Origin of the sequence: Labedella phragmitis, from assembly GCF_004078635.1 — a bacterium.
Lineage (GTDB): Bacteria > Actinomycetota > Actinomycetes > Actinomycetales > Microbacteriaceae > Labedella > Labedella phragmitis.
In genome coordinates this window covers 476,311-499,867 of record NZ_RZNB01000003.1, presented here as the reverse complement: position 1 = coordinate 499,867, position 23,557 = coordinate 476,311, and the positions used below count along the sequence as shown (strand labels likewise).

The following is a 23,557-nucleotide window of genomic DNA, read 5'->3' as shown; positions in this document are numbered from 1 at the left end:
CGCTCACGCCGATCGGGCGTCTGCTCGTCTCGAAGTCGGTCGAGGCCTCGGCCGATCCGATCGTCCCGGGCACGACGTTGACGTACACGATCACGTTCGACAACCAGGGCCAGGGTCCGGTCTCCGTGGACAAGTCGGACAACCTCACGGGCGTGCTCGACGACGCCACGCTCACAAGCGCACCGGTCGCCTCGGACGACGCCCTCGTGGTGTCGGCGGTCGACGGCGGCGTCTTCACCATCACGGGTGAACTGGCCGCCGGGCAGACGGAGACGGTGACCTACACGGTCACGGTGAACGAGGAGGACGAGCGCGGCGACGACCGGGCGACGAACTTCCTCGTCGACGACCCGTCGACGCCGCCGCCCGCGACGTGCGAGCCGGGCAACCTCGAATGCACCTCGACGGACCTGCCGAACGTCACGTCCTCGAAGTCCGTGGACCCCGCGTCGGGCACGACGGTCGTGGAGGGCGATGAGCTCACCTACACGCTCACCTTCACCAACAGCGGCAACGCCGTCGGCGCCGTCGACTTCACCGACCACCTCGCAGACGTGCTCGATGATGCGACGATCACCGCGCAGCCGGTCTCCTCCCATGCTTCAGTCACGGCGAGTGCGGTCACGAACGAGCGCGTCGTGGTGTCGGGCACGCTCGCGCCCGCGCAGACGGTCACCGTCTCGTACACCGTGACGGTGGCACCGGACGGGCAGCGCGGCGACGACGTGCTCGGGAACTACCTCGTGCGCGGCGATGCGGTTCCGCCGACCCAGTGCGTGGACGGGGACGTCGATTGCACAGTCAACCCGGTGCCCGAGATCGTGGACGCGAAGTCGGCGGACCCGGCATCCGGATCCCCGGTCGTCGCCGGCCAGACCATCACATACACCCTGTCGTTCCGTAACGACGGAGCGGCGGCAGGAGCCTTCGTCCGGGACGACGTGCTGACGGGTGTTCTCGACGATGCCGATCTCGTGGGCGATCCCCTCGTGGACGGCGACGGCGACATCGTGGTGGAACTCGTCGGCGACCGCCTGGTCGTGACGGGCTCGCTGGAACCGGGCGAGTCGGCGACGGTGTCGTACTCGGTCCTCGTCCGTCCGTTCGCGCAGCAGGGTGACCACGTGCTCGGGAACGTCCTCGTCCGTGCGGGTGAGGAGCCGCCGGCGACGTGTGAGCCGGTCGAGGGTGAGGACGCTGACTGCACGGTCCACCCGATCGGTGAGATCGCGGCGACGAAGTCGGTGGACCCGGCGTCGACGACGGCGGTGGAGCAGGGCGATGTCCTGACGTACACGCTCACGTTCCACAACACCGGTGCCGGTGCGGCCACGGTCGACTACGTGGACCGGATGGGCGATGTGCTCGACGATGCGACGCTCACGCGGCACGCGTCGGCCTCGGTCGACACGTTCGATCTCGAGCAGTCCGGCGACGTCCTGTCGATCGGTGGACGGCTCGGCGCCGGCGAGACCGCGACGGTGAACTACTCGGTGACGGTGATGGCCTATGACCGTCAGGGCAATCACGTTCTGGCGAACTATCTCGGGTTGAGCAACCAGACCCCGACGGGGATCTGCCCGGAGGGGAGTGCGCTCTGCACGACGAACCCGATTCAGGCGCCGCCGCCGCTCGCGATCACGGGCGGCACGATCGGCGTCGGTGCGATCGTCGCCGGTCTCCTCGCGCTCGTCCTCGGAGGCCTGCTGCTGGTCGTACGCCGTCGCCGTGAGACCGCCGGTGAGGTCGCGGAAAGGGACGCGGAGGACAGAGCGCTCTAGCGGGTCCACCGCCAGCGGCGTCCCGTCGTCGATTCCCTAGACCATGCCCCGGCCGATCGGATCCCGATCGGCCGGGGCATCGCGCATTCGGTTGGATCGCCGCCCGCTCTCCGAGTGGGAACCTCCACCCTCGGTCCCATCTCGGTCCCTGAGATTGTCGACGGGTCAGGGACCGCGGATGGTCTAGGGCTGGGTCTTCAGGTGCTCGACGAGCGCCGCGAGAACGGGAAGCTGACCCGCGTGGATCTTGTCCGCCGCGGTGAGTAGGTCGTACCAGCGGGCGTCGTCGATCTCCGGGAATTCCACGAAACGCCCCGACCCCTTCGGCACCTCGATCGCGATCGTGTTGCTCTGCACGGCGAGGTCGCCGAGGTCGTGCTCGACAGCGAAGACCGTGATGACCTTGCCAGAGGACTGCCGGAACTCGCCGAGGGGGACGTACTCACCCTCCGGAGCGGGCACCCCGGTCTCCTCGGCGAACTCGCGACGCGCCGCGAGCTCCGGCGTTTCGTCATCGCCGTACTCGCCCTTCACGACACCCCAGCCGCGGGTGTCCTTCTTCGCCCAGAACGGACCGCCGGGGTGGGTGAGCCAGACCTCCACGCTCTCGTCGGTGTGGCGGTAGGGGAGGATTCCGGCGCTGCGCTTCACGTCCCCATTGTCCCTCGTCGGGGCCGGTGGCCGTCCCGTCGATGCCTCGAGGGCCGACGGTCGCTCGTGAACAGGATTCTCGTGCTCACCGATGTCGTCGCGACGATCGGATCCAGAACACGACAGCCGAAATGATGATCACGACGGCCGCGATCGTGACGATCAGATTGACGAGCGAGAAGTTGGTGAACACGGCTCCCTCTCGGTGCGGTCTCTGGAAACGAGCTGGTGGGTCATCACCGTAGGGTATCTATCTTAATACCACAGCGCTCAACAGGAGACTCAACAGGAGACTCAACAGGAGACTCAACAGGAGACTCAACAGGAGACTCAACAGGAGGCAACGAGAGATTCAGGATGCGGGGTAGGGCGGGTCCGGTGAACCGGACCCGCCCTACCCGTTGTGCGGTGTGGGGTCCTACTTCGCGAGGAAGGCGAGGAGCGCTTCGTTGACCTCGGCGCCGTGAGTCCAGAGCATGCCGTGCGGGGCACCCTCGATCTCGACGTAGTCCGCGCTCGGCACGAGCTTCGCGAAGACCCGTCCCGTCGAGTCGATCGGGAGGATCCGGTCGGCCGTGCCGTGCACGATGAGCGTCGGAATGTCGATCTTGGCGACGTCGGCCCGGAAGTCCGTGAGCCACGTGGGCTGCGCGGCCGTCGCGGCGAACGGGGACGACCCGATGGCGGTGATCCAGCTGGCGTGCGACGCCTCGTCGCTCAAGCGCGACGGGATGTTCTCGTCCTCGTTGTAGAAGTTCGTGAAGAAATCCGTGAAGAACGCGTAACGGTCGGCCGTCGCCGCTTCGAGCAGGCCGTCGAAGACCTCCTGGGGCACGCCCGTCGGGTTGTCGTCCGTCTTGAGGAGGAACGGCTCGAGTGATCCGAGGAACGCGGCCTTGGCGATGCGCTCCGAGCCGTAGGTGCCGAGATAGCGGCCGAGCTCGCCGGTTCCCATCGAGAAGCCGACGAGCACGACGTCCTGGAGGTCGAGCGTCGTGAGGACCGTGTCGAGGTCGGCGGCGAAGGTGTCGTAGTCGTAGCCGGTCGTGACCTTGCTCGACTTGCCGAATCCGCGGCGGTCGTAGGTGATGACGCGGTAGCCCGCGGACAGGAGCGCCGCGGTCTGCTTCTCCCACGAGGCGCCGTCGAGCGGGTAGCCGTGGATGAGAAGGACGGCCTGACCTGTGCCGTGGTCCTCGTAGTAGAGCTCGATGTCGGTGCTGTTCTCGGTTCCGACGGTGATGTAACCCATGGTCTGTTCCCTTTCGACGTGTGTTCTCGAGGAGCGATTCCGCGAAGCGGTCCTGTGTCGGAGAACGTGCGTTCTCCGATGTCCCCCACTCTAGAGAACGGTCGTTCTCAAAGTCAAGTAGAATGGATGACATGACCGTGACCGCATCGAGAACACTGACCGACGACGTCGCCGACCGCATCGTCTCCGCGGCCGACGCGCTCTTCTACACGCGAGGCTTCCAGGCTGTCGGGATGGACGAGGTCCGGACGGCCGCCGGCGTGTCGCTCAAGAAGCTCTACCAGCAGTTCCCGTCGAAGGAGGCCCTCGTGCTCGCCGTGCTGCGGGTTCGTCACGCCCTGTGGGAGACGGGAGTGGCCGAAGCCGTCGCTGCGGCGACGACTCCGCGGGAGAAGCTCCTCGCGATGTACGACTACCTCGCGTCCTGGTTCCAGGACGACTCGTTCCGAGGCTGCGGTTTCATCAACGCGTTCGGAGAGCTCGGTTCCGTGTTCCCCTCGGTGGCGGAACTCGCCCGCGATCACAAGGAGTCCTTCCAGAGCTACGTCGAGTCGCTCGTGACGAGCGCGGGGGCCGACGAGTCGCTCGCTCCTCAGCTCGCGCTGCTCGCGGAGGGAGCCCAGACGACGGCTGCGATCTCCGGCAACCCCATCGCGGCGACCCACGCCCGGGCCGCCGCCTCGGTCCTCATCGACGCGGCGCTCGCCGCCCGCTCCTAGTCGCCGCTCGCGGCGGGCGCGGAACCCGGTGTCCGCCACCGCACGGCCGGCGAGATCGTCGAAGCGCGCCGCAGGAGCTGCGGGCTCAGGGAACCGGAGGGGGGTTCAGGGCAGGAGGGGGACGACGGCGTCGAGCAGCGCGTGCGCGACGGCCTCCTTCGTGCCCGCCGCTTCCCCGACCGGCGTGCCCGAGCGGTCGATCACGACCACGGCGTTGTCGTCCGAGCCGAAGCCCGCGGTCCAGCCGACGACATTGAGGGCGAGGAGATCGGCTCCCTTGCGTGCCATCTTCGTGCGTCCGAGTTCGAGGAGAGCCTCGCGGTCCGGCGCCGTCTCCGCGGCGAAGCCCACGACGACCTGACCATCGGAGCGGCCCGCCGCGAGTCCGGCGAGGATGTCGGGCGTGCGCTCGAGCACGAGCGTGAGCGCGTCGCCGGAGTCGTCCTTCTTGATCTTCGCCTCGGACACCGTCGCCGGCCGGTAGTCGGCCACGGCGGCGGCCATCACCACGACGTCGGCGGACAGTGCCCGCTCGCGCATCTCCGCAGCGAGCTCCTCCGCCGTCTCCGCCCGGACCACGTCCCCGCCGAGGGACGCCGACGCCTCGGCGCCCACCTCGGCATCGAGGTGGGCGGCCACGAGGGTCACCCGCGCGCCGCGCGCGGCGGCGGCGCGCGCGATCGCGAGCCCCTGCTTGCCGCTCGACCGGTTCCCGATGAACCGCACCGGATCGAGCGGCTCACGTGTGCCGCCGGCCGACACGATGACGTGTCGTCCCGAGAGGTCCTGAGCCCGCGCGTCAACCGTGCTTCCGGCGAGGACGGCGAATGCCGCCTCGACGATCTCGTCGGGTTCGCTCATCCGACCCGGTCCCTCGTCCGGTCCCGTCAACCGTCCGACCGCGGGACCGACGATCGTGATGCCCCGGCCGCGGAGCGTCTCGACGTTGGCGACCGTCGCGGGGTGCTGCCACATCTCCGTGTGCATGGCGGGGGCGACCACGACGGGCGCACGGCTCGCGAGGACCGTGGTGCCGAGGAGATCGTCGGCGAGGCCGCCGGCGAGCTTCGCGAGCGTGTTCGCCGTCGCGGGGGCGATGACGATGAGGTCGGCCGACTGCCCGAGGGCGACGTGCCGCACGGTGTCGACGCCCTCGTAGAGCGACGTGGTGACGGGGTTCCCGCTGATCGCCTCGAGAGTGGGGAGGCCCACGAAACGCAGCGCGTTCTCCGTCGGAACGATATGGACGTCGTGACCCGCCTTGACGAACAACCGCGCGACGCCGACCGCCTTGTAGGCCGCGATCCCGCCCGTGATGCCCACGACGATCGTCAAGCGCTCGGCCATGCCCACCTCTCTCCAGGCGGATGCGCTCCGCCGTTCGTCTAGTCTGACGTAGTCCGTCCGTCGTCGCCCAGGAGGTGGTCGCATGTGCACCGTCGTCGTCGGTTTCGACCCGGGGAGCGCGTGGCCCGTCACGATGCTCGGCCTTCGGGACGAGTCGCCGGGGCGGCCGTGGGATCCGCCGGGAGCGTGGTGGCCTGAGCTCGGCGACGATGTCCGCGGTCTGCACGACCGCGAGGCGGGTGGTGCGTGGCTCGCGACGAACGACGGGCCCGCGCGCGCAGCCGTCGTGCTCAACCGCCGTGAGGAGCTGCCCGAGCCGGCCGGCGGCTGGACGTCGCGCGGGGTGGTTCCGCTCGGCGCCGTCACGACGGGGCTCGACCCGCGCGTCGTCCCGCACACGCGCACCTTCAACCTCGTCGAGCTCTCGGCGGATCGCGTGCGCTTCACGCGCTGGGACGGCACACGCGTGCAGTCGGTCGACCTCGGCCCCGGCGTCCACATGATCACGCACGAGGGACCGGACACGTTCGACGTTCCGCGGGTGTCGCGGTGGCGTCCGCGCTTCATCGACGCCGGTCGACCGACGGGTGTTCCGGGCGGTGCCGACTGGGAGCCGTGGCTCGACGTCCTGCGCGAGAGCTCGCACCTGCCGCCGGACCACGACGAGGCGATCGTCCGTCAGGACGAGCACGACGGGTTCGTGCTCGCCTCGCTCTCGGTCACGGCCCTCGCCCTCGGCCCCCACGGCGTCGAACTGCGGACCGCTCGGCTCGACGAGCCCGGCCGTCTGCCCGAGCGCCTCGACTGGCTCGAGTGACCGTGGCCTACACCGTGCGGCGGGCCGAGGTCCGCGAGATGGATCCCCTCGTCCTCTACCGGCTCCTCCAGGTGCGCATCGACGTCTTCGTCGTCGAGCAGAGGGCCGCCTACGCCGACATCGACGGTCGCGACGCGGAACCGGGAGCGGAGCTCCTCTGGGCGGAGGACGGCGGGGAGCTCCTCGCGACGCTGCGCATCCTGCAGGAGCCGGACGCGAGCCGGATCGGCCGTGTCGCAACGGCTCGCAGCGCCCGGGGGCGCGGCATCGCCGCGGACCTCATGCGCCGCGCCGTCGAGCGGTGCCTCGAGATGCGGCCGACGGCCCCGATCCTCCTCGACGCGCAATCGCACCTCGTCGACTGGTACGCCCGGTTCGGTTTCGTCGTCGAGGGTGAGCCGTTCGTGGAGGACGAGATCCCACACCGCCGGATGCGTCGACCGGTCCCCTGAGGGACGTCCACGCACGTCGATGATCGTCGAACCTCCCACGTACCGCGGACCGAAGGGGTGGGGCATCGAGGCGCCGCGCAATCCCCCGGAGGGCGGGCAGGTGTCGGGTTAGCCTCGAACCCATGCGCGAATGGACCGAACACGTCATCTGGTGGCACGTCTATCCGCTCGGCTTCGTCGGCGCCGACACGACGGGACAGGACCGTACGCCGACGCACGAGCTGCGACGGATAGAGGGCTGGCTCGACGACGTCATCGCGCTCGGGGCGAACGGGATCGCGCTCGGACCCGTCTTCGCGTCGTCCACCCACGGTTACGACACGATCAACTACTTCCGGATCGACGAGCGCCTCGGTGACGATGGCGACTTCTCGTCCCTCATCACGGCGGCTCACGACCACGGCATCCGCGTGCTGCTCGACGGCGTGTTCAACCACGTGGGCCGGGAGTTCCCGGACACCGCACTCGTGCGCGACGGCGGTACGTTCGAGGGGCACGATGCGCTCGTCGAACTCGACCACGACGACCCGGCGGTCGCCGATCTCGTCGCGCGCGTGATGATCCACTGGCTCGACCGCGGCGCGGACGGCTGGCGCCTCGACGCCGCTTACTCGGTGCCGCCGGCGTTCTGGGCGCGCGTGCTGCCGCGCGTCCGCGAAGCCCACCCCGACGCGTACATCGTCGGCGAGGTGCTCCACGGCGACTACGCCGCGATCGTCTCCGAGTCCGGGATGGACGCCGTCACCCAGTACGAGTTGTGGCAGTCGACGTGGCACGCGATCGCCGAGGTCAACCTCTTCGAACTCGACTGGACGCTGACGCGGCACAACGAGCTGCTCGACACCTTCGTCCCCTACACGTTCGTGGGGAACCACGACGTGACGCGTCTCGCGACGCGCATTCCGGACGAGCGCCACCGCGCACACGCGCTCGTGCTGCTCTTCACGCTCGCCGGGACGCCGTCCGTCTACGCGGGGGACGAGCGGGGGCTCGAAGGCCTCAAGGAGGAGCGGTTCGGCGGCGACGACGCGATCCGGCCCGAGTTCCCCGCTTCACCGGCCGACCTGCCCGGGAAGCGGGAGGTGTACGCGCTGCACCAGGAGCTGATCGCCGTGCGTCGGCGTCATTCGTGGCTGCACACCGCCCGGAGTCGGACGCTCGCCCTCACGAACGAGACGCTCGTGCTGGAGATGCGGTCGGGCGATGACCGGCTCGTCGTCGCCCTCAACCTCGACGACTCCCCGCTCGAGCTGTCCGGCGTCGAGGGCGCGGACGCCGCCGCGACGGTGGTCGCGGGGTCGCTCGACGGCCGCGCCGTCCCGCCCCACGGCTGGGCGATCCTCGCCTGATGGCTGTCGGTCCCTGAGCTTGTCGAAGGGCGGTCCCCCGAGCTCGTCGAAGGGCGTACGCCCAGGTGGTCGGGTTCAGCCGCCGGCGGAGGCGGCCTTCTCGGCGCGGCGGCGGTCGCGTTCCGCGTCGGCCGCCGCCGCCTCCTCGGGGGTCGGAGCGGTGCCGCCGAGGTGCCGGGGCTGCCACCACTGCCCCGTGCCGTCCTGGCGGTAACCGGTCTGCAGGGTGTCCGTGAGGCGCTGGAGCTCCGACTTCAACTCGGCGAGCTTCTCGGGCACCGCGTCGTCAGGTGAGACGAGGATCGGTGAACCGTACGCGAAGTCGACCTCGACGCCGATGCGGTCGCGCAACCGGATCTTCCGGTTCTTCGCGAGCAGTCGTTGACCGCCCCACACCGCGACGGGGACGATCGGCACACCCGCCTCGGCGGCGAGCCTCACAGCGCCCGACTTCAAATCGCGGACCGTGAACGACGCGCTCACACCGGCTTCCGGGAAGACGCCGATGACCTCGCCGCGGCGCAGCGCCGCGACCGCCTCGGCGTAGGCCGAGGCTCCCGCAGCCATGTCGACCTCGATGTGCTTCATCCCTCGCAGCAACCAGCCGACGACGGGCTTGTCGAACGCCCGCTTCGTGGCCATGAAGCGCACCCGGCGGCGGGTGTGCAACCACGTCTGCCACTCGACGAGGGCGAACTCGAGGTAACCGAAGTGCGTCATCGCGAACACCGCACCGCCGGTCCTCGGGATGTGTTCGAGGCCCGTCGCGCGACGCTTGAGGCGCCAGGCGCCGAACAGTGCACGGCCGGCGCCGATCGCCGCGGAGTAGATGGGGTCGGGGGGTCGCCTCGTCATGCCGCAAGCGTAGGCCGAGGCTCCGCGAACGGGCGCTCGACGCGGGGGCGTTGTGGCTCGGCACCGCCCTGGTGTATCGCGGGTGGCGGGTGCGCCGAGGCGTCAGCGGTAGCTGTCGACGAGTCCCTCGAGGTACTGGAGCCGACGGATGCCTTCGGGGGTGCCCCACCAGGTCCGACCCTCGCCCGGGATGTCGCTGTAGACGGCGGTGCCGTAGATGTCGAACGTCCCGTAGCCGTACTGCCGACCGTCGCCCGCGTCGAGCGAGCCGCTTCCGCCTGCGACCTCGAGCTGCGTACCGTCCGGGAACCGGAGGACGACGGCGGGGAGGGCGCACGAGACCGGGGTCTCCGCCTCGAGGTTTTCGACATCGATGATCTGGCCCTCGACGGTCGCGCACGGCTCGACGTCGAGTTCGTCGCCGGACTGAACGACGCTCCTTGTGCTGGAGGAGCACCCGGTGAGCACGACGACGGCGACGATCGTGAGCACGAGGGTCCGCCGCATTCTTCGACCGTACCGCCGCGAATCACCGGTGGGAACGGTACGCCGCGCCCCGGCCGCTGTCACGGGATCGCGACGGCCTCCGCGAGCGCGGCGTCGACGGCGGCCTCGACGTGCAGTCGCGTCGTCGGGAAGACCGGCACGGACGAGTCCTGCTGACCCACGAGGAGCTCGATCTCGGTGCACCCGAGGATGATGCCGTCGGCGCCCGCGGCGACGAGACGCTCGATCACCGCCCGATAGGTCGCCCGGGACGGCTCGGTCACGACTCCGAGTACGAGTTCCTCGTAGATGATCCGATGCACCTCCGCGCGGTCGGGAGCGTCGGGGATCAACACCTCGAGACCGAGACTCGTGAGCCGATCGCGGTAGAAGTCCTGCTCCATCGTGAACGCCGTACCCAGCAGTCCGATCCGCGTGATCCCCTCGCGGCGGATGGCGGCCGCCGTCGTGTCGGCGATGTGGAGGAACGGGATCGACGTCGCCGCCTCGATCGATTCGGCGACCTTGTGCATCGTGTTCGTGCACAGCACGAGCAGGTCGGCTCCCGCCGCCTCGACACGGAGGGCCTCGTCCGCCAGCCGCCGACCGGCCTCGTCCCAATCACCCGAGACCTGCAATCGCTCGATGACGGCGAAGTCCAGGGACACCATGACGACCTCCGCGGAGTGGAGGTCGCCGAGACGTTCGCGCACGAGCTCGTTCGCGAGCCGGTAGTACTCCGCCGTCGACTCCCAGCTCATCCCGCCCAGCAGCCCGATCCTCTTCATTCCCGTGTCCTCTCACGTCCGCCGCCCACCATGCTGGCGTCGTCGAGGCCGAGGCGAAAGAGCCACTGCCGGGTGCGTGGCCCGACCTCCGCCTCAGAGCGCGGCGACCCGCGTGACGCGCACGATCGCGACGCCCTCCGCCTCGGAGGCGGCGAGGTCGACATCGGCGAAGATGCGCCAGTCGTGGTCGCCCTCCGGGTCGTCGAGGATCTGCTGGACGTGCCAGACGCCCTCGTCCGGTCGCTCCTCGATCGAGAGCATCCGCGCGCTGCGGGCGTCCGCCCCGGTTCCGATGGAGTCGTGCTGCTCGTAGTAGGCGTCGAGCGCGTCGCCCCACTGCGCGAGTCCGAAACCGGACGGGCCGTCGAGCTCCATGAGGCCCTGCTCGTCCTCGAGGGCCATGAGCTGCACGCGACGGAACAGCTCGTTGCGGACGAGCACCGTGAACGCGCGCCGGTTGCGCAGGACGCTCGGCGGGGGAGGCGGCGCGACGGGTGCCTCTGGATCGATCGTGGGATTGATGAGCCGCTCCCACTCGTCGAGCAGGCTCGAGTCGACCTGTCGCACGAGCTCGCCGAGCCACTCGACGATGTCGAGCAGCTCCTCGCTCTTGAGCTCCTCCGGCACCGAGTGCCGCAACGCGCGGTACGCGTCGCCGAGGTAGCGGAGGACGAGCCCCTCGCTGCGGCCGAGCGCGTAGAACGACACGAACTCGCCGAACGTCATCGCCCGCTCGGCCATGTCGCGCACGACCGACTTGGGCTTGAGTTCGTAGTCGCGGACCCACGGCTGCGTCTCGGCGAACGTGTCGAAGGCGGACGTGAGCAACTCCTCGAGCGGCTTCGGGTACGTGACCTCCTCGAGGAGCTCCATGCGCTCCTCGTACTCGATGCCCTCGGCCTTCATCGCGCCGACGGCCTCACCCCTCGCCTTGTACTCCTGCTGCGACAGCACCGGCCGTGGGTTGTCGAGCGTGGCTTCGATGACGCTCACGACGTCGAGCGCGTACTCGGGCGACGCCGGGTCGAGCAGATCGAGCGCCGCGAGCGCGAACGGGGAGAGGGGCTGATTGAGCGCGAAGTCGTGCTGGAGCGGCGCCGTCAACCGGATGATCGGCTTGAGCGGTGTGCCGTCCTCGGCGACCTCGCCGCGGACGACCTCGACGACCTCCGCGGTGACGAGGGTGCGGAAGATCTCGATCGCGCGGCGGGCGAGCGCGTACTTCCGGGCTCGCGGTTCATGACTCGAGAAGATGAGATCGCGCACGTCCGAGAGCGCGTCGCTTCCGCGGGAGATGATGCTCATGAGCATCGACGCCGTCATCTGCATGCGGCTCGTGAGCGGTTCCGGTTCGGCGGCGAGGAGCTTCTCGAAGCTCGCCTCTCCCCACGAGACGAAGCCCTCCGGCGCCTTCTTGCGGATGATCTTGCGCTTCTTCTTCGGATCGTCCCCAGCCTTCTCGATCGCTCGCGCGTTCTCGATCTCGTGCTCGGGAGCCTCGACGGCGACGTAGCCGGCGGTGTCGTACCCGGCGCGACCGGCCCGCCCGGCGAGCTGGTGGAACTCGCGCGCCGTGAGCTGCCGCATCTTCGTGCCGTCGAACTTCGTGAGCGCCGTCAGGAGCACGGTGCGGATCGGGACGTTGATGCCGACGCCGAGGGTGTCCGTCCCGCAGATGACCCGCAGCAGCCCGCGCCCCGCGAGCTGCTCGACGAGGCGGCGGTACTTCGGCAGCATGCCCGCGTGATGCACGCCGATCCCGGACCGCACGAGGCGGCTGAGCGATTTGCCGAACGCCGTCGTGAACCGGAACTCACCGATGGCGTCGGCGATCTCGTCGCGCGCCTCTCGCGAGAGCATCTTGATGCTCATGAGCGCTTGAGCGCGCTCCATCGCGGCCGCTTGCGAGAAGTGGACGATGTAGACCGGCGCCTTGTCGGTGTGAAGGAGTTCCTCGACCGTCTCGTGGATCGGTGAGCGCTCGTAGGAGTGGAAGAGCGGAACGGGCCGTTCGACGCCCGTGACCTTCGCGACCGGCCGACCGGTCCGTTCCTCGAGGTCGTCGGCGATCTCGGTGACGTCGCCGAGCGTCGCCGACATGAGCACGAAGCGCGCACGGGGGAGCGTGAGGAGGGGGACCTGCCACGCCCAACCGCGGTCGGCGTCGGCGTAGTAGTGGAACTCGTCCATGATGACGACGTCGACGAGGGCCTCCTCACCGTGACGCAAGGCGAGGTTCGCGAGGATCTCGGCCGTGCAGCAGATGATCGGCGCGTCCGAGTTCACCGACGTGTCGCCCGTGACCATGCCGACGTTCTCAGCGCCGAACACGTCCACGAGCTGGAAGAACTTCTCGCTCACGAGGGCCTTGATCGGCGCTGTGTAGTAGCTGACCTCGCCGCGCGCGGTCGCGACGGCGTGGGCGGCGATCGCGACGAGCGACTTGCCCGTGCCGGTCGGCGTCGAGAGGACGACGTTCGCTCCCGTGACGATCTCGAGGACGGCCTCCTCCTGCGCGGGGTAGAGGGTCGTGCCGCGCTCCTCGGCCCACTCCGCGAACGCGGTGTACGCGGCGTCCGGATCATCGGCCGACGGCATGCGTTCGAGGAGGGAGGTCACGCTACGACGCTAGTCGCTCCCGGTGACGCGTCGGGTTGTGGAGTCGGCGGTCCGTCTCAGGAAGCGAGGGCGCGGGACGCCGAGAGCACGGTGTCGACGCCGGGGGAGTGGAACGAGTCGGCCGCGTCCCGGTCACCGGTCACGCCGCCGGCATCGCAGAGGGACATCAGCGGTACCAGGACACTCGCCCCAGGAACGCGTCGTCGAGCAACGAGCGCGCGAAACTCAGCCCGAAGATCCGCCCGACCGCGTGCCGCGCCTGGCGGTACGCGGCGTCGATCTCCGGTTCGGGGGAGTAGAGGTCGTTGACGCTGCCCATTCCACCACGGAGCATCTGCCCGACGTGGCGATAGAGAGCTCGGCGATCGGCGGCGGCGGGCATCGCACGCAATCGCTCCGCGAGCGAGCGGAACCCGTCCGCCCAAGACGTCGCGGTGGGATAACCGAGAGCGGTCATCGAGTCGGCGAACTCCTCGAGCGCGCGTGCGGGTACCGTCTGGTCGTCTGATCGCCATGCGCCACCCATCCGTTCGAGCGTATCGACTGGGGTGGGATCACCGGAAGCGGCGCGCGATCGGGGCCAATGATCCTCCTCCCCGAGGAGAGAGTCCAGCAGCGTGCCCGGTCGACGATGCCTCGATAGGGTCGTGGTCATGAGCATGTTCCTCCGCTCGGCGACGCCGACGACCCTCGCGATCGTCGCGGTCTCCCTCCTGGCCGGTTGCGGCATCTCGATCCCTAACGACCCCGACGGCACCCTCGACCGCGTGACGGGCGGTGAACTCCGCGTCGGCGTGTCGGAGAGCGCGCCCTGGACGGAGACCGCGGGGAGCGGGGCGCCCACCGGCACCGAGGTCGACCTCGTCGAGGAGTTCGCGGAGAACCTCCATGCCGACGTCGACTGGACGGAGGGCGGCGAGGCCGACCTCGTCTCCGCTCTCGAACGCGGCGAACTCGACCTCGTGATCGGCGGCTTCACCGACACGACGCCGTGGACGTCGAAGGCGGCGATGACTCAGCCGTACGCCGAATCGACGAACGACGAGGGCACGACCGCGAAGCACGTGATGCTCGCCCCGATGGGAGAGAACGCGTTCCTCGTGCGGCTCGAGCGGTTCCTGCTCGAGGGGGACGGGGAGCAGAAGTGACCGCGAAGCCGCGCTTCGGACGGACGGAGTTGCCCGACCGGCAGGCCGAGGTCCTGAAGGCCTCCATCCGCATCGAGTGGGCCACCCTCGTGTTCCTCGTGATCACGATCGCGCTCGTGTACCTGGTGCTCGGCAACTCGCAAGCGATGAAGGCCGCGTGGATCGAGGACATGCTGTCGCTCGCGCCGCCGCTCGCCTTCCTCATCGCGGTGCGGATCGTCAACAGGACGCCGACGATGCGGCACCCGTACGGATTCCACCGCTCGATCGGCATTGCGCATCTCGTGGCGGGCGTCGCCCTCTTCACGATGGGCGCGTACCTCATCGCGGACTCCGCGTCCGGTCTCATCGCGGCCGAACACCCGCCGATCGGCTCGGTCGAGCTCTTCGGGCATGTGGTCTGGCTCGGCTGGCTCATGATGGGCGTGATGGCGCTCACGATCCCGCTGCCCATCTACTTCGGTCGCCAGAAGATGGCGCTCGCGAAGGAACTGCACGACAAGGTGCTCTACGCCGACGCGGACATGAACAAGGCCGACTGGCAGACGGCGGTCGGTTCGATCGTGGGCGTCGCGGGCATCGGTGTCGGCCTCTGGTGGGCCGACTCGGCCGCAGCGATCTTCATCGCCGCGAGCATCGTCTGGGACGGCGTCAAGAACGTGCGCGCCGCGATCACGGACCTGATGGATTCGCGCGCGACGACGTTCGACGACGGCGCGCCGCATCCGCTCGGCCGCCACATCGTCGACGAGTTGCGGACCCTGCGCTGGGTCGAGGACGCGGGCGTCCGACTGCGCGATCAGGGCCACGTGTTCCACGCCGAGGCCTTCGTGGTGTCGCGTTGGGGCAAGGTCTCGCTGACCGATCTCGAGAGCGCCCGCGACCGACTCATCGATCTCGACTGGAAGCTCCAGGACGTCGTCGTCGTCCCGGTGGAGGAGCTACCCGAGGAAGTCGGCGGCAGCGTTCACGACCGTCAATCGGAGCGCAACCAGTAGGACGCCGGTTGAGCCGTCGCGCTCCGCTCCTTCCAGGGGGTGTCCTGCGTAGACGAGCGGCGACCTCCGACGCGGTGACGGGGTCAGTCGGCGAGCGAGTAGACACTGAGGACGTTGCCGTCCGGGTCTGCGAAATCGAAGACGTCGACGACTCCGGGAACGTGGATCAGCTCCCCGACCTCCATGCCGAGCGTGCTCAAGCGGGAATGCTCTGCCGCGGCGTCCGTGACGCCGAACCGCACCGTGATCTCCGCCCCCGAGCGGTCCGTCGGTTCCTCGCTCAGCTGCAACTCGATCGGGCCGACGAGGAATTCAGCGAGACCGGGCGCCGGCGACACCGGGTCCTCGTCGATCGCGAACGCCCGCCGATACCAGGCGATGGCCGAAGCGAGGTCGCGGACGGGAAGGGCGACGGAGACGCTCGTGGGTTTCATCACCCCAGTGAAGCGGCTGAGGCCCACGATCGGCAAGCTGTCGTCGCACTCGACGCCCACCATCGTCGGAGTGGATCACCCCTCGGCTCCTGCTGAGACGTCCCCCTGAGATATCCCTTGATAGGCAAGTGGACACTTGCCTATACTCGACGCATGGCCGATGTCTTCAAGGCGATCGCCGACGAGACGCGCCGGGCCATCCTCGACGAGCTGAGCGAGCGTGACGAGCAGACGCTCTTCGAGCTGTGCTCCCGGCTCGCGATGCGTCACGCCGTGACCTCGTCGCGGCAGGCGGTGTCGCAGCATCTCGACGTCCTCGAGGCCGCAGGTCTCGTGCGTCGGGAGAAGCGCGGCCGCTACACGTTCCACACGATCGACACCCGCCCGCTCGCGCAGATCGCCGAGCGGTGGCCCGCCAAGGAGGCGCCGCAATGAAGCTCCAAGCCGTATCCATCTTCGTCGACGACCAGCAGAAGGCCCTCGACTTCTACGGAGGCGTCCTCGGTTTCCAGACCGCTGCGGACGTCCCGATGGGCGAGCACCGGTGGCTCACTGTGGTGTCGCCGGAGGACCCGGCGGGCACGCAGATCTCGCTCGAGCCGAAGGACCACCCGGCCGTCGTCCCGTTCACGGACGCGCTCGCCGCCGACGGGATCCCCTTCTGCGTCTTCGGGGTCGAGGACATCCATGCGGAGTACGAGCGGCTGAGTGCGCTCGGCGTCGTGTTCACGCAGCAGCCCGTCGACATGGGGCCGGTGACCGTCGCGGTCCTCGACGACACGGTGGGCAACCTCGTCCAACTCGCCCAGTACACCGCCGCCGACTGACACGGCTGCCATTCGACGGGCTCGGGGCCGGGCCGTGATCGGCGCCGTCCGACACGCCGTACGCTCGTACATATGGCTGCTGCACCTCCCCCCGGCCCGTCTCGCCAGGAACGCCGGGCTCGAGCCGCGGTCAACGCCCTCTTCCTCACCAACGGGGCACTCATCGCGAACGTCGTTCCGCGCTACCCCGAGATCAAGGCCGACCTCGGCGTCGACAACGCTGCGTACGGCATCGCGATCGCCGCGTCGGCTGCCGGTGCGATCATCGCGGGTCTCGGTGCGGCGGCGGTCCTCCGGCGCTTCGGTTCCGCGCGCGCGGCCGTCGCCGGAACGATGCTCACGGCCCTCGCGACGGTCGTCGTCGCCTTCGCGCCGTCGCTCGCCCTCTTCGCCGCAGCGCTCCTGATCTCGGGTGCTCTCGACTCGATCACCGACGTCGCACAGAATTCCCACGGGTTGCGGGTGCAGCGGCGGTACGGCCGGTCGATCCTCAACTCCTTCCATGCGACGTGGTCCATCGGTGCCGTGCTCGGCGGCGTCATGGCGGCCGGGGCCATCGCCCTCGGCGTGCCCCGCCAGGTGCACCTGCCGATCTCGGCCGCGATCTTCGCCGTCGTCGCGCTCGTCGCCCTCCGGTTCTGTCTCCCCGGGCCGGACACCGACGACGCCGCGGAGGTCGACACGACCCCGGGTGCCGCAGCGCGCGCGGGGCTCAGGCCGCGCACCGTCCTCCTCCTGCTCGCACTCGTCGCCGTCGCGATCTCCGGGATCGTCGTCGAGGATGCCGGCTTCTCGTGGGCGACGCTCTACCTGGACCGAGACCTCGCCGCATCCTCCGCCGTCGCCGCGTGGGGATTCATCGCTCTCGTCGGCGCGCAGTTCGTGGGCCGGCTTCTCGGCGACGGGTTCGTCAACCGCTTCGGCCAGGTCGCGGTCGCCCGTGTCGGCGGCGTCATCGCCGCGGTCGGGATGGGCTCGGCGTTGCTCTTCCCGTCCGTTCCGGGCACGATCGCCGGATTCGCCGCAGCGGGCTTCGGCGTCGCGACCCTCATCCCCGCGGCGATGCACCAGGCGGACGGGATCCCCGGGCTCCGCGCGGGCACGGGGCTCACGATCGTGTCGTGGCTCATGCGGCTCGGCTTCCTGCTCTCGCCGCCCATCGTCGGCCTCATCGCGGATGCCTCGAGCCTGCGCGTCGGGCTCGTCCTCGTGCCGCTCGCCGGCGTGGTGACGCTCTTCCTCGCGGGCGTGCTGGGCCCGCGTCGGCGCGGGACGACAGGTCAAGGCGAGGCCCCCGCCGCCTGACTCGGCGTCCGCCGCTCCCGGGGAGTCGAGGGCACGTCCGATGAAGGCCGCGATGAACGGACGGGGTCACGGCATGGTGGTTCTCATGGCCACTCGTCGATTTCAGCGGTGCGATGCGAGCAGTTCGATGAACTCGTCCGCCATCGCCAACTGCTGCTGGAGCTTCGCGCGACGGTCGGCGGCCTCGGCGACGAAGCGCTCGAGAGCGGCGCGTGACGCGGCATCGGGTGTTCCGCGCATCGTGTCGATGATGTCGAGGAGCTCGGCCATCTCCTCGAGCGTGAAGCCGAGGGGCTTCATGCGGCGGATCAGGATCAACCGGTCGTAGTCGTCCTGCGTGTAGAGGCGGAAGCCGCCCTCGGTGCGGCCGGACGCACTCACGAGGCCGACCTCGTCGTAGTGCCGCAGGGTGCGCAGAGACAGGCCGGTGCGTTCGGCGAGTTCGCCGATGTGCATGGTGGTCGGTTCGGTGGTCACGCCTGGCCTCACTTCAAGTCAACCCTTACGTTAGGGTAGAGTACTGCGTGCCGGCTGATCGAGCCGAGCACCTCCCCATCTTGCCGCGTGCTGTTCGTGCATGCGCCGATAGCGCGACGAAGCGCCGGACCCACTCTTCCCCATCGGTCCTCGCGCTGAGGACCCGACTCGTACTGGAGCCCCCTGATGTCCATCGGCACGAAGACTACCTCTCGCGAACGGTACCGAGCGGAGCCGTCCGTCCTCACCGCGCTGCGCACCCCCCGCATCCTCACGCGGGAGGTGCTCGCTGGACTCGTGGTCGCGCTCGCGCTCATCCCCGAGGCGATCTCGTTCTCGATCATCGCGGGCGTCGATCCGCGGGTCGGCTTGTTCTCGTCGTTCGTCATGGCGGTCACGATCGCGTTCCTCGGGGGACGGCCCGCGATGATCTCGGCCGCGACAGGAGCTGTCGCGCTCGTCATCGCGCCTGTCGCGCGAGAGTACGGGATGGACTACTTCATCGCGACCGTGATCCTCGCTGGACTCTTCCAGCTCGTGCTCGGGCTCCTCGGCGTCGCGAAGCTCATGCGCTTCATCCCGCGGAGCGTCATGGTCGGATTCGTCAACTCACTCGCGATCCTCATCTTCTCGGCCCAGCTGCCGCACCTCATCGGGGTGCCGTGGCTCGTCTACCCGCTCGTCGCGATCGGCATCGTCATCATGGTGCTCATGCCGCGGCTCACGAAGGCCGTTCCGGCGCCGCTCGTCGCGATCGTGCTCATCACCGTCGCGGTCGTCGTTACGGCGATCAACGTGCCGACGGTCGGGGATCAGGGCGAGCTGCCCCGGAGCCTTCCCGAACTCTTCATCCCGAACGTGCCGCTCACGTGGGAGACGTTCACGATCATCGCGCCGTTCGCGCTCGCGATGGCGCTCGTCGGCCTGCTCGAGTCGCTCATGACGGCGAAGCTCGTCGACGACATCACGGACACCCCTTCGGGGAAGACGCGTGAGTCGCTCGGGCAGGGAGCGGCGAACGTCCTGTCCGGGCTGTTCGGCGGTATGGGCGGCTGCGCGATGATCGGTCAGACGATGATCAACGTGAAGGTCTCGGGAGCCAGGACCCGAATCTCCACGTTCCTCGCGGGAGTCTTCCTCCTCATCCTCGTCGTCGTGCTCGGCGACCTCGTCGCGATCATCCCGATGGCCGCTCTCGTCGCGGTCATGATCATGGTGTCGGTCGGCACGTTCGACTGGCACAGCATCCGCCCGTCCACGCTGCGACGCATGCCGCTCGGCGAGACGGTCGTCATGGTCGCGACGGTCGCCGTCGTGGTCGTCACCCACAACCTCGCGATCGGTGTGATCATCGGTGTCGTCGCGGCGATGGTCGTGTTCGCGCGACGCGTCGCCCACTTCGCGACCGTCGAGCGCACCATCGACGAAGATGGTGCTGTGCCGACGGCGTCCTACCGGGTCACTGGGGAGCTGTTCTTCGCCTCGAGCAACGACCTCACGACCCAGTTCTCCTACGCGGAGGATCCGGAGCGGGTCGTGATCGACCTGTCCGGTTCGCACGTGTGGGACGCGTCGACGGTCGCCGCGCTCGACGCGATCGTCACGAAGTACGAACGCCACGGCAAGCGCGTCGTCATCGAGGGGATGAACGACGCGAGCGCGAGCATGCACGGTCGCCTCGCGGGGCACCTCGGCGGCGAGTAGGCCGGGAACGCGAGAACGCCGCGAGCACATGTGCCCGCGGCGTTCTCTTTCGATCGGGTCAGACCCCTGTGGTGGGAGTGGTTTTCGTATCGGGTGCGCCGTCCTCGGTCTGCTTCGGCGGGATCGTCGTGCCGTCCGGAACGATCACGTGATCGATCGCGCCCGTCGTCGCCGACGTGTACCAGTCGCTGAGAACAGGGTCCTCCGTGTCGAGCCAGGCACCGGCGCCCTTGTCCGCCTCCACCTCGCTGACGCCGAAGACGAAGTCGTCGCCGTGTTCCTCGATCCCTCGCCTCACGCCTTGCGAGATGGCCGTCGTGGCGAAGCGCTGACGGAGTACATACGGATCCGTCCGCAATTCCTTCGCCCACGCCAGCATGATCCCGATGACGATGAACGCGAACGGGAGGGCCGTCACGACCATGATCGATTGCAGCCCGCTGAGCGCTGTCTCCCCTCCCGCGAGAAGCAAGGCGAGCGCTCCGGCCCCGAGGAGGAGACCCCACACGATGGTGACCCAGGTCGAGGGCTCCGGCTTACCGCGCTGGCTCATCGACCCCATGACGATCGCGGCCGAATCAGCGGACGTCACGAAGAAGATCACGATGGAGAGCATGGCGACGACGGAGGCGATCGCGCCGAACGGCAGCTGGTCGAAGACGGCGAACAACACGGCGTCCGAGCCGCCGGCGTCGCTGATGGCCGCGCCGCCCTGCTCGAGCCACATCGTCGTGCCGCCCATGATGCCGAACCAGACGACGCACACGAGCGACGGCACCATGATCACGACGGTCACGAACTCCCGCAGGGTGCGCCCGCGCGAGATCTTCGCGATGAACATGCCGACGAACGGCGTCCACGAGATCCACCAGGCCCAGTAGTAGGTCGTCCAACTCGACATGAATGCCGACGCCGTCTCGCCCTGGGTCGGGTTCCGCACGAGCATCGTGCCGAGCTCCCGGAAGAAGTCGATCATCGCGGCGGGGATGAGGTTCAAGAGGAACAGAGTGGGGCCGGCGATGAAGATGAAGACACCGATGATCCCGGCCAGCACCATGTTGATGTTCGACAGGAGTCGGATGCCTCGCTTGATCCCCGAGACGGCGGAGACCACGAAGAGCGCGGTCAGGATCGTGATCGTCAGGACGAGGAATCCGTTGCCGAGCGGACCGATTCCGCTCACGTACTCGACGCCGCGCCCGATCTGCAGCGCTCCCATCCCGAGAGTGACGGCGGTGCCGAAAAGGGTCACGATGATCGCGAAGACGTCGATGACCGCGCCGACGGGTCCTTCCGTGCGCGAGCCGAAGATCGGCATGAAGATCGCGGAGATCAGCGGCGAACGGCCCCGGCGGTACGCGGCGTACGCGATGGCTCCGCCGACGAGGGCGTAGAAGCCCCAGGCCATCGGACCCCAGTGCAGGAACGATTGCGCCAGAGCGGTGTTCATGGCGTTCACGGTGCCGGCCTCGACCGTCGTGCCCGGTGGTGGCGCGTTGAAGAACGTGAGGGGCTCGGCGGGTCCCCAGAACAGCAGGCCGATACCCATTCCCGCCGAGAACAGCATCGCGATCCACGACACCGTCGTGTATTCGGGCTTCTCGTCGTCGGAGCCGAGCCGGATTCCGCCCGTGCGGCTGTAGCCCACCCACAGCATGAAGACGATGACCGCGATCGCGAGCGCCGAGAAGAGCCAGCCGAAGTTCGTGGTGACCCACGCGAGCGATGTTCCGCCCGCGGCACTGATGCTCTCCGGAGCGGCGAAGCCCCAGATGACGACGGCGAGGACGAGTGCGCTCGCTATCGCGAGGACGACCCAATTCGTCGGGAAGGTCCGACCGGTCTTCTCGACGCCGATGCCGGGGATGAGGGCGGGGTGGACCGGGATCATCCCCGGATCGTTCACCTCGTGGAGAACCGATTTCACCGGATCGGGTTTCGGCTTCGGTGCGCCCGGGAGTTTTCGAGTGTCGACCATCCGGTCCTCGCGTTTCGTATGTCGTCGTGCGTTCTGTATCTGTCGAGCGTTTGCGTACGGCGAACAACCCTAACAACGGCGACGATGGTGGAGGTGTCACAGGGTCTCGGTCGTTAGCCGTTCGTGATGGCGGCGAAGGCTCACCCGATGATCGGTCGCTCCTCCGGGACGTCGTAGAGGAGGGTACGCTGCCGAACCGCGAGCGCGGCCGCGAGACCGGCGGGTCCGATGCGGCCCGCCACCATGAGGGCGCTCAAGACGTACTTTCCGAACGGGTGCAGTTCTTCGCTCAGCCCGACGGAGAGGCCGCATGTCGCGAAGGCTGAGATGACTTCGAAGAGGATGCGGTCGAGTGGCGCATCGGTCACGAGCATGAGCAGCGCTGTCGCGCTCAGCACGAGGGTCGCACCCAGGAACGTGACGCTGATTGCGAGCCGCAGCGTTGCATCGGGGATCGTGCGATTCGCCGCTCGGACGTGCTTGTCTCCGCGAGCCTCCGCGACGATCGCCAGGAACAGGACGGCGATCGTCGCGACCTTGATGCCCCCGGCCGTGGAAGCCGAACCGCCGCCGACGAACATGAGCGCGTCGGTCGCGAGCAGCGTCGCGGGTAGCGACTCGCCCGTGTCGGTGAGCGCGAAACCACCTGAACGCATCATGACCGACGAGAAGAGCGCGTGGAAGATCTTGTCACCGACGCCGAGCTCGCCGACGGTGCCGGTGTTGTTCCACTCGAGCGCTCCCCACGCGACGGCACCCGCGACGAGCAGCATCGTCGTGACGGAGAGCGTGAGTTTGGTGTGCAGCGTCCATCTCGCCCTGGTGAACCGGTGCGTGATGATCGTGAGGAAGACGGGGAAGCCGAAGCTCCCAACGAACACGCCGATCATGATGGGTACGAGGGTCCAGAGATCCGGGCCGTAGGCGGCGAGCCCGCCGATGTTCGAGGCGAACCCCGCGTTGTTGAACGCCGAGACGGCGTAGAACACGCCGTGCCAGAGCCCCTCCCACCACTTCTCGTCGACGATCATGAAGCGGGGCACCAGGACCACGGCGAGGGCCGCCTCGATCGTCAGTGTTGTGAGGACGACGATCCGGAGCAGGCTCCCCACCTCGCCGAGACCCGACGAGCCGATGCTCTGCTGCGCGAAGACCTTGCTCTTCACGCCGAGGCGGCGGCTGACCGCACGCGCGAGGAGGAGCGCGATCGTCACGATGCCGAGTCCGCCCGTCTGGATCGCGACGAGGATGATCGCCTGCCCGAAGAACGACCAGTGCGTGGCCGTGTCCACGGTCACGAGGCCCGTCACGGTGACCGCGGAGACCGCCGTGAACATGGCGTCGTGGAGGGGAGTGGGCCGGCCGTCGGCCGACGCCGCCGGCAGGGAGAGGAGGATTGTGAAGAGAACCGCGGCGAGGATGAAGACGAGAGCCGCCGTCCGAGCGGGCGTCTTCTTGGCGGCGTCGCCGATCCAGAGCGCGACGCGTTGTCCGAAGGAGCGCGAGAGACCCGTGCCGAGCGGCGCAGCCGAACTGGGGCGGAAGGGAGATGTCATGAGTCGGCTCCTTC

The 23,557-nt window shown here is 68.8% G+C and carries 23 protein-coding genes; 11 read left to right on the top strand and 12 right to left on the bottom strand.

Annotation, left to right across the window (positions count from 1 at the left end; translation table 11 throughout):
- The coding region (locus ELQ90_RS10455; protein ID WP_133425021.1) for a DUF7927 domain-containing protein at positions 1 to 1,781 on the top strand (1,781 nt) is incomplete at its 5' end.
- Between the two features lie 183 nt (positions 1,782 to 1,964).
- On the opposite strand, the gene ELQ90_RS10450 is transcribed toward ELQ90_RS10455, so the two are convergent.
- Together ELQ90_RS10450 and ELQ90_RS10445 are read right to left on the bottom strand one after the other, a co-directional pair.
- A complete protein-coding gene (locus ELQ90_RS10450) occupies positions 1,965 to 2,432 on the bottom strand; it encodes an NUDIX hydrolase (RefSeq protein ID WP_128495178.1) in 468 nt (155 codons plus the stop codon).
- A gap of 418 nt (positions 2,433 to 2,850) precedes the next feature.
- The gene (locus tag ELQ90_RS10445; RefSeq protein ID WP_128495177.1) at positions 2,851 to 3,684 is read right to left on the bottom strand and encodes an alpha/beta fold hydrolase; all 834 of its coding nucleotides are present in this window, start codon (positions 3,682 to 3,684) and stop codon (positions 2,851 to 2,853) included.
- Positions 3,685 to 3,806: 122 nt separating this feature from the next.
- Here ELQ90_RS10445 and ELQ90_RS10440 point away from each other — a divergent pair, with 122 nt between their 5' ends.
- Positions 3,807 to 4,403: a TetR/AcrR family transcriptional regulator gene (locus tag ELQ90_RS10440; RefSeq protein WP_424980810.1), complete on the top strand. Its 597-nt coding sequence runs from the start codon at positions 3,807 to 3,809 to the stop codon at positions 4,401 to 4,403.
- Positions 4,404 to 4,508: 105 nt separating this feature from the next.
- Here the strand turns inward: ELQ90_RS10440 and coaBC are convergent, their stop codons facing one another.
- Positions 4,509 to 5,750 carry a bifunctional phosphopantothenoylcysteine decarboxylase/phosphopantothenate--cysteine ligase CoaBC gene (gene coaBC, locus ELQ90_RS10435; RefSeq protein ID WP_243696122.1) on the bottom strand — a complete coding sequence of 414 codons (1,242 nt, stop codon included), beginning with the start codon at positions 5,748 to 5,750 and terminating at the stop codon, positions 4,509 to 4,511.
- Between the two features lie 82 nt (positions 5,751 to 5,832).
- Between coaBC and ELQ90_RS10430 the strand changes: the two genes are divergently transcribed.
- The 3 genes from ELQ90_RS10430 to ELQ90_RS10420 all read left to right on the top strand — a co-directional run bounded on the left by ELQ90_RS10430 (position 5,833) and on the right by ELQ90_RS10420 (position 8,368).
- Positions 5,833 to 6,567: an NRDE family protein gene (locus tag ELQ90_RS10430; RefSeq protein ID WP_128495175.1), complete on the top strand. Its 735-nt coding sequence runs from the start codon at positions 5,833 to 5,835 to the stop codon at positions 6,565 to 6,567.
- A complete protein-coding gene (locus ELQ90_RS10425; RefSeq protein WP_243696121.1) occupies positions 6,564 to 7,019 on the top strand; it encodes a GNAT family N-acetyltransferase in 456 nt (151 codons plus the stop codon). The genes ELQ90_RS10430 and ELQ90_RS10425 overlap by 4 nt, the downstream gene beginning before the upstream one ends.
- 122 nt (positions 7,020 to 7,141) lie before the next feature.
- Complete coding sequence (locus tag ELQ90_RS10420) at positions 7,142 to 8,368, top strand: alpha-amylase family glycosyl hydrolase (protein WP_128495174.1); 1,227 nt, start codon at positions 7,142 to 7,144, stop codon at positions 8,366 to 8,368.
- Positions 8,369 to 8,443: 75 nt separating this feature from the next.
- On the opposite strand, the gene ELQ90_RS10415 is transcribed toward ELQ90_RS10420, so the two are convergent.
- The 5 genes from ELQ90_RS10415 to ELQ90_RS10395 form a co-directional block, all read right to left on the bottom strand.
- Entirely contained in the window at positions 8,444 to 9,223 is a 780-nt protein-coding gene (locus ELQ90_RS10415) for a lysophospholipid acyltransferase family protein (RefSeq protein WP_128495173.1), read from the bottom strand.
- 102 nt (positions 9,224 to 9,325) lie between these two features.
- Complete coding sequence (locus ELQ90_RS10410) at positions 9,326 to 9,730, bottom strand: lipoprotein (protein WP_128495172.1); 405 nt, start codon at positions 9,728 to 9,730, stop codon at positions 9,326 to 9,328.
- 59 nt (positions 9,731 to 9,789) lie between these two features.
- Positions 9,790 to 10,497, bottom strand: a complete 708-nt coding sequence (locus ELQ90_RS10405; protein ID WP_128495171.1) for an aspartate/glutamate racemase family protein — start codon at positions 10,495 to 10,497, stop codon at positions 9,790 to 9,792.
- A 93-nt stretch (positions 10,498 to 10,590) separates the two neighbouring features.
- Positions 10,591 to 13,095 (bottom strand): DEAD/DEAH box helicase, encoded by a 2,505-nt coding sequence (locus ELQ90_RS10400; protein WP_128495238.1) that lies wholly within the window; start codon positions 13,093 to 13,095, stop codon positions 10,591 to 10,593.
- A gap of 187 nt (positions 13,096 to 13,282) precedes the next feature.
- On the bottom strand, positions 13,283 to 13,642 hold the full coding sequence (locus ELQ90_RS10395) for a DUF6966 domain-containing protein (protein ID WP_128495170.1): 360 nt from the start codon (positions 13,640 to 13,642) through the stop codon (positions 13,283 to 13,285).
- Between the two features lie 127 nt (positions 13,643 to 13,769).
- Between ELQ90_RS10395 and ELQ90_RS10390 the strand changes: the two genes are divergently transcribed.
- The gene (locus tag ELQ90_RS10390) at positions 13,770 to 14,264 is read left to right on the top strand and encodes a substrate-binding periplasmic protein (RefSeq protein ID WP_243696120.1); all 495 of its coding nucleotides are present in this window, start codon (positions 13,770 to 13,772) and stop codon (positions 14,262 to 14,264) included.
- Complete coding sequence (locus ELQ90_RS10385; protein ID WP_128495169.1) at positions 14,261 to 15,262, top strand: cation efflux transmembrane domain-containing protein; 1,002 nt, start codon at positions 14,261 to 14,263, stop codon at positions 15,260 to 15,262. The genes ELQ90_RS10390 and ELQ90_RS10385 overlap by 4 nt, the downstream gene beginning before the upstream one ends.
- A gap of 83 nt (positions 15,263 to 15,345) precedes the next feature.
- Here the strand turns inward: ELQ90_RS10385 and ELQ90_RS10380 are convergent, their stop codons facing one another.
- A complete protein-coding gene (locus ELQ90_RS10380; protein ID WP_128495168.1) occupies positions 15,346 to 15,696 on the bottom strand; it encodes a VOC family protein in 351 nt (116 codons plus the stop codon).
- A gap of 153 nt (positions 15,697 to 15,849) precedes the next feature.
- On the opposite strand from ELQ90_RS10380, the gene ELQ90_RS10375 reads away from it, so the two are divergent.
- From ELQ90_RS10375 to ELQ90_RS10365, 3 genes are all read left to right on the top strand, one after another.
- Positions 15,850 to 16,131 carry an ArsR/SmtB family transcription factor gene (locus ELQ90_RS10375; protein ID WP_128495167.1) on the top strand — a complete coding sequence of 94 codons (282 nt, stop codon included), beginning with the start codon at positions 15,850 to 15,852 and terminating at the stop codon, positions 16,129 to 16,131.
- Positions 16,128 to 16,523, top strand: a complete 396-nt coding sequence (locus tag ELQ90_RS10370) for a VOC family protein (protein WP_128495166.1) — start codon at positions 16,128 to 16,130, stop codon at positions 16,521 to 16,523. The genes ELQ90_RS10375 and ELQ90_RS10370 overlap by 4 nt, the downstream gene beginning before the upstream one ends.
- A gap of 72 nt (positions 16,524 to 16,595) precedes the next feature.
- Complete coding sequence (locus ELQ90_RS10365; RefSeq protein WP_128495165.1) at positions 16,596 to 17,828, top strand: MFS transporter; 1,233 nt, start codon at positions 16,596 to 16,598, stop codon at positions 17,826 to 17,828.
- Between the two features lie 102 nt (positions 17,829 to 17,930).
- On the opposite strand, the gene ELQ90_RS10360 is transcribed toward ELQ90_RS10365, so the two are convergent.
- A complete protein-coding gene (locus ELQ90_RS10360) occupies positions 17,931 to 18,284 on the bottom strand; it encodes a MerR family transcriptional regulator (protein ID WP_128495236.1) in 354 nt (117 codons plus the stop codon).
- 207 nt (positions 18,285 to 18,491) lie between these two features.
- Between ELQ90_RS10360 and ELQ90_RS10355 the strand changes: the two genes are divergently transcribed.
- Entirely contained in the window at positions 18,492 to 20,009 is a 1,518-nt protein-coding gene (locus ELQ90_RS10355) for a SulP family inorganic anion transporter (RefSeq protein ID WP_128495164.1), read from the top strand.
- Positions 20,010 to 20,067: 58 nt separating this feature from the next.
- Here the strand turns inward: ELQ90_RS10355 and ELQ90_RS10350 are convergent, their stop codons facing one another.
- Together ELQ90_RS10350 and ELQ90_RS10345 are read right to left on the bottom strand one after the other, a co-directional pair.
- Positions 20,068 to 21,900, bottom strand: a complete 1,833-nt coding sequence (locus ELQ90_RS10350; RefSeq protein ID WP_243696119.1) for a BCCT family transporter — start codon at positions 21,898 to 21,900, stop codon at positions 20,068 to 20,070.
- 227 nt (positions 21,901 to 22,127) lie between these two features.
- Positions 22,128 to 23,543: a TrkH family potassium uptake protein gene (locus tag ELQ90_RS10345; RefSeq protein ID WP_128495162.1), complete on the bottom strand. Its 1,416-nt coding sequence runs from the start codon at positions 23,541 to 23,543 to the stop codon at positions 22,128 to 22,130.
- Positions 23,544 to 23,557: the final 14 nt, after the last annotated feature.

Bases quoted from the DNA above. Each gene is read 5' to 3' on its own strand.
- ELQ90_RS10445 (WP_128495177.1), bottom strand. From the start codon at position 3,684: ATGGGTTACATCACCGTCGGAACCGAGAACAGCACCGACATCGAGCTC.
- ELQ90_RS10440 (WP_424980810.1), top strand. From the start codon at position 3,807: ATGGATGACATGACCGTGACCGCATCGAGAACACTGACCGACGACGTC.
- coaBC (WP_243696122.1), bottom strand. From the start codon at position 5,750: ATGGCCGAGCGCTTGACGATCGTCGTGGGCATCACGGGCGGGATCGCG.
- ELQ90_RS10430 (WP_128495175.1), top strand. From the start codon at position 5,833: ATGTGCACCGTCGTCGTCGGTTTCGACCCGGGGAGCGCGTGGCCCGTC.
- ELQ90_RS10420 (WP_128495174.1), top strand. From the start codon at position 7,142: ATGCGCGAATGGACCGAACACGTCATCTGGTGGCACGTCTATCCGCTC.
- ELQ90_RS10415 (WP_128495173.1), bottom strand. From the start codon at position 9,223: ATGACGAGGCGACCCCCCGACCCCATCTACTCCGCGGCGATCGGCGCC.
- ELQ90_RS10410 (WP_128495172.1), bottom strand. From the start codon at position 9,730: ATGCGGCGGACCCTCGTGCTCACGATCGTCGCCGTCGTCGTGCTCACC.
- ELQ90_RS10405 (WP_128495171.1), bottom strand. From the start codon at position 10,497: ATGAAGAGGATCGGGCTGCTGGGCGGGATGAGCTGGGAGTCGACGGCG.
- ELQ90_RS10400 (WP_128495238.1), bottom strand. From the start codon at position 13,095: ATGCCGTCGGCCGATGATCCGGACGCCGCGTACACCGCGTTCGCGGAG.
- ELQ90_RS10395 (WP_128495170.1), bottom strand. From the start codon at position 13,642: ATGGGTGGCGCATGGCGATCAGACGACCAGACGGTACCCGCACGCGCG.
- ELQ90_RS10390 (WP_243696120.1), top strand. From the start codon at position 13,770: ATGAGCATGTTCCTCCGCTCGGCGACGCCGACGACCCTCGCGATCGTC.
- ELQ90_RS10380 (WP_128495168.1), bottom strand. From the start codon at position 15,696: ATGAAACCCACGAGCGTCTCCGTCGCCCTTCCCGTCCGCGACCTCGCT.
- ELQ90_RS10375 (WP_128495167.1), top strand. From the start codon at position 15,850: ATGGCCGATGTCTTCAAGGCGATCGCCGACGAGACGCGCCGGGCCATC.
- ELQ90_RS10370 (WP_128495166.1), top strand. From the start codon at position 16,128: ATGAAGCTCCAAGCCGTATCCATCTTCGTCGACGACCAGCAGAAGGCC.
- ELQ90_RS10365 (WP_128495165.1), top strand. From the start codon at position 16,596: ATGGCTGCTGCACCTCCCCCCGGCCCGTCTCGCCAGGAACGCCGGGCT.
- ELQ90_RS10360 (WP_128495236.1), bottom strand. From the start codon at position 18,284: ATGCACATCGGCGAACTCGCCGAACGCACCGGCCTGTCTCTGCGCACC.
- ELQ90_RS10355 (WP_128495164.1), top strand. From the start codon at position 18,492: ATGTCCATCGGCACGAAGACTACCTCTCGCGAACGGTACCGAGCGGAG.
- ELQ90_RS10350 (WP_243696119.1), bottom strand. From the start codon at position 21,900: ATGATCCCGGTCCACCCCGCCCTCATCCCCGGCATCGGCGTCGAGAAG.
- ELQ90_RS10345 (WP_128495162.1), bottom strand. From the start codon at position 23,543: ATGACATCTCCCTTCCGCCCCAGTTCGGCTGCGCCGCTCGGCACGGGT.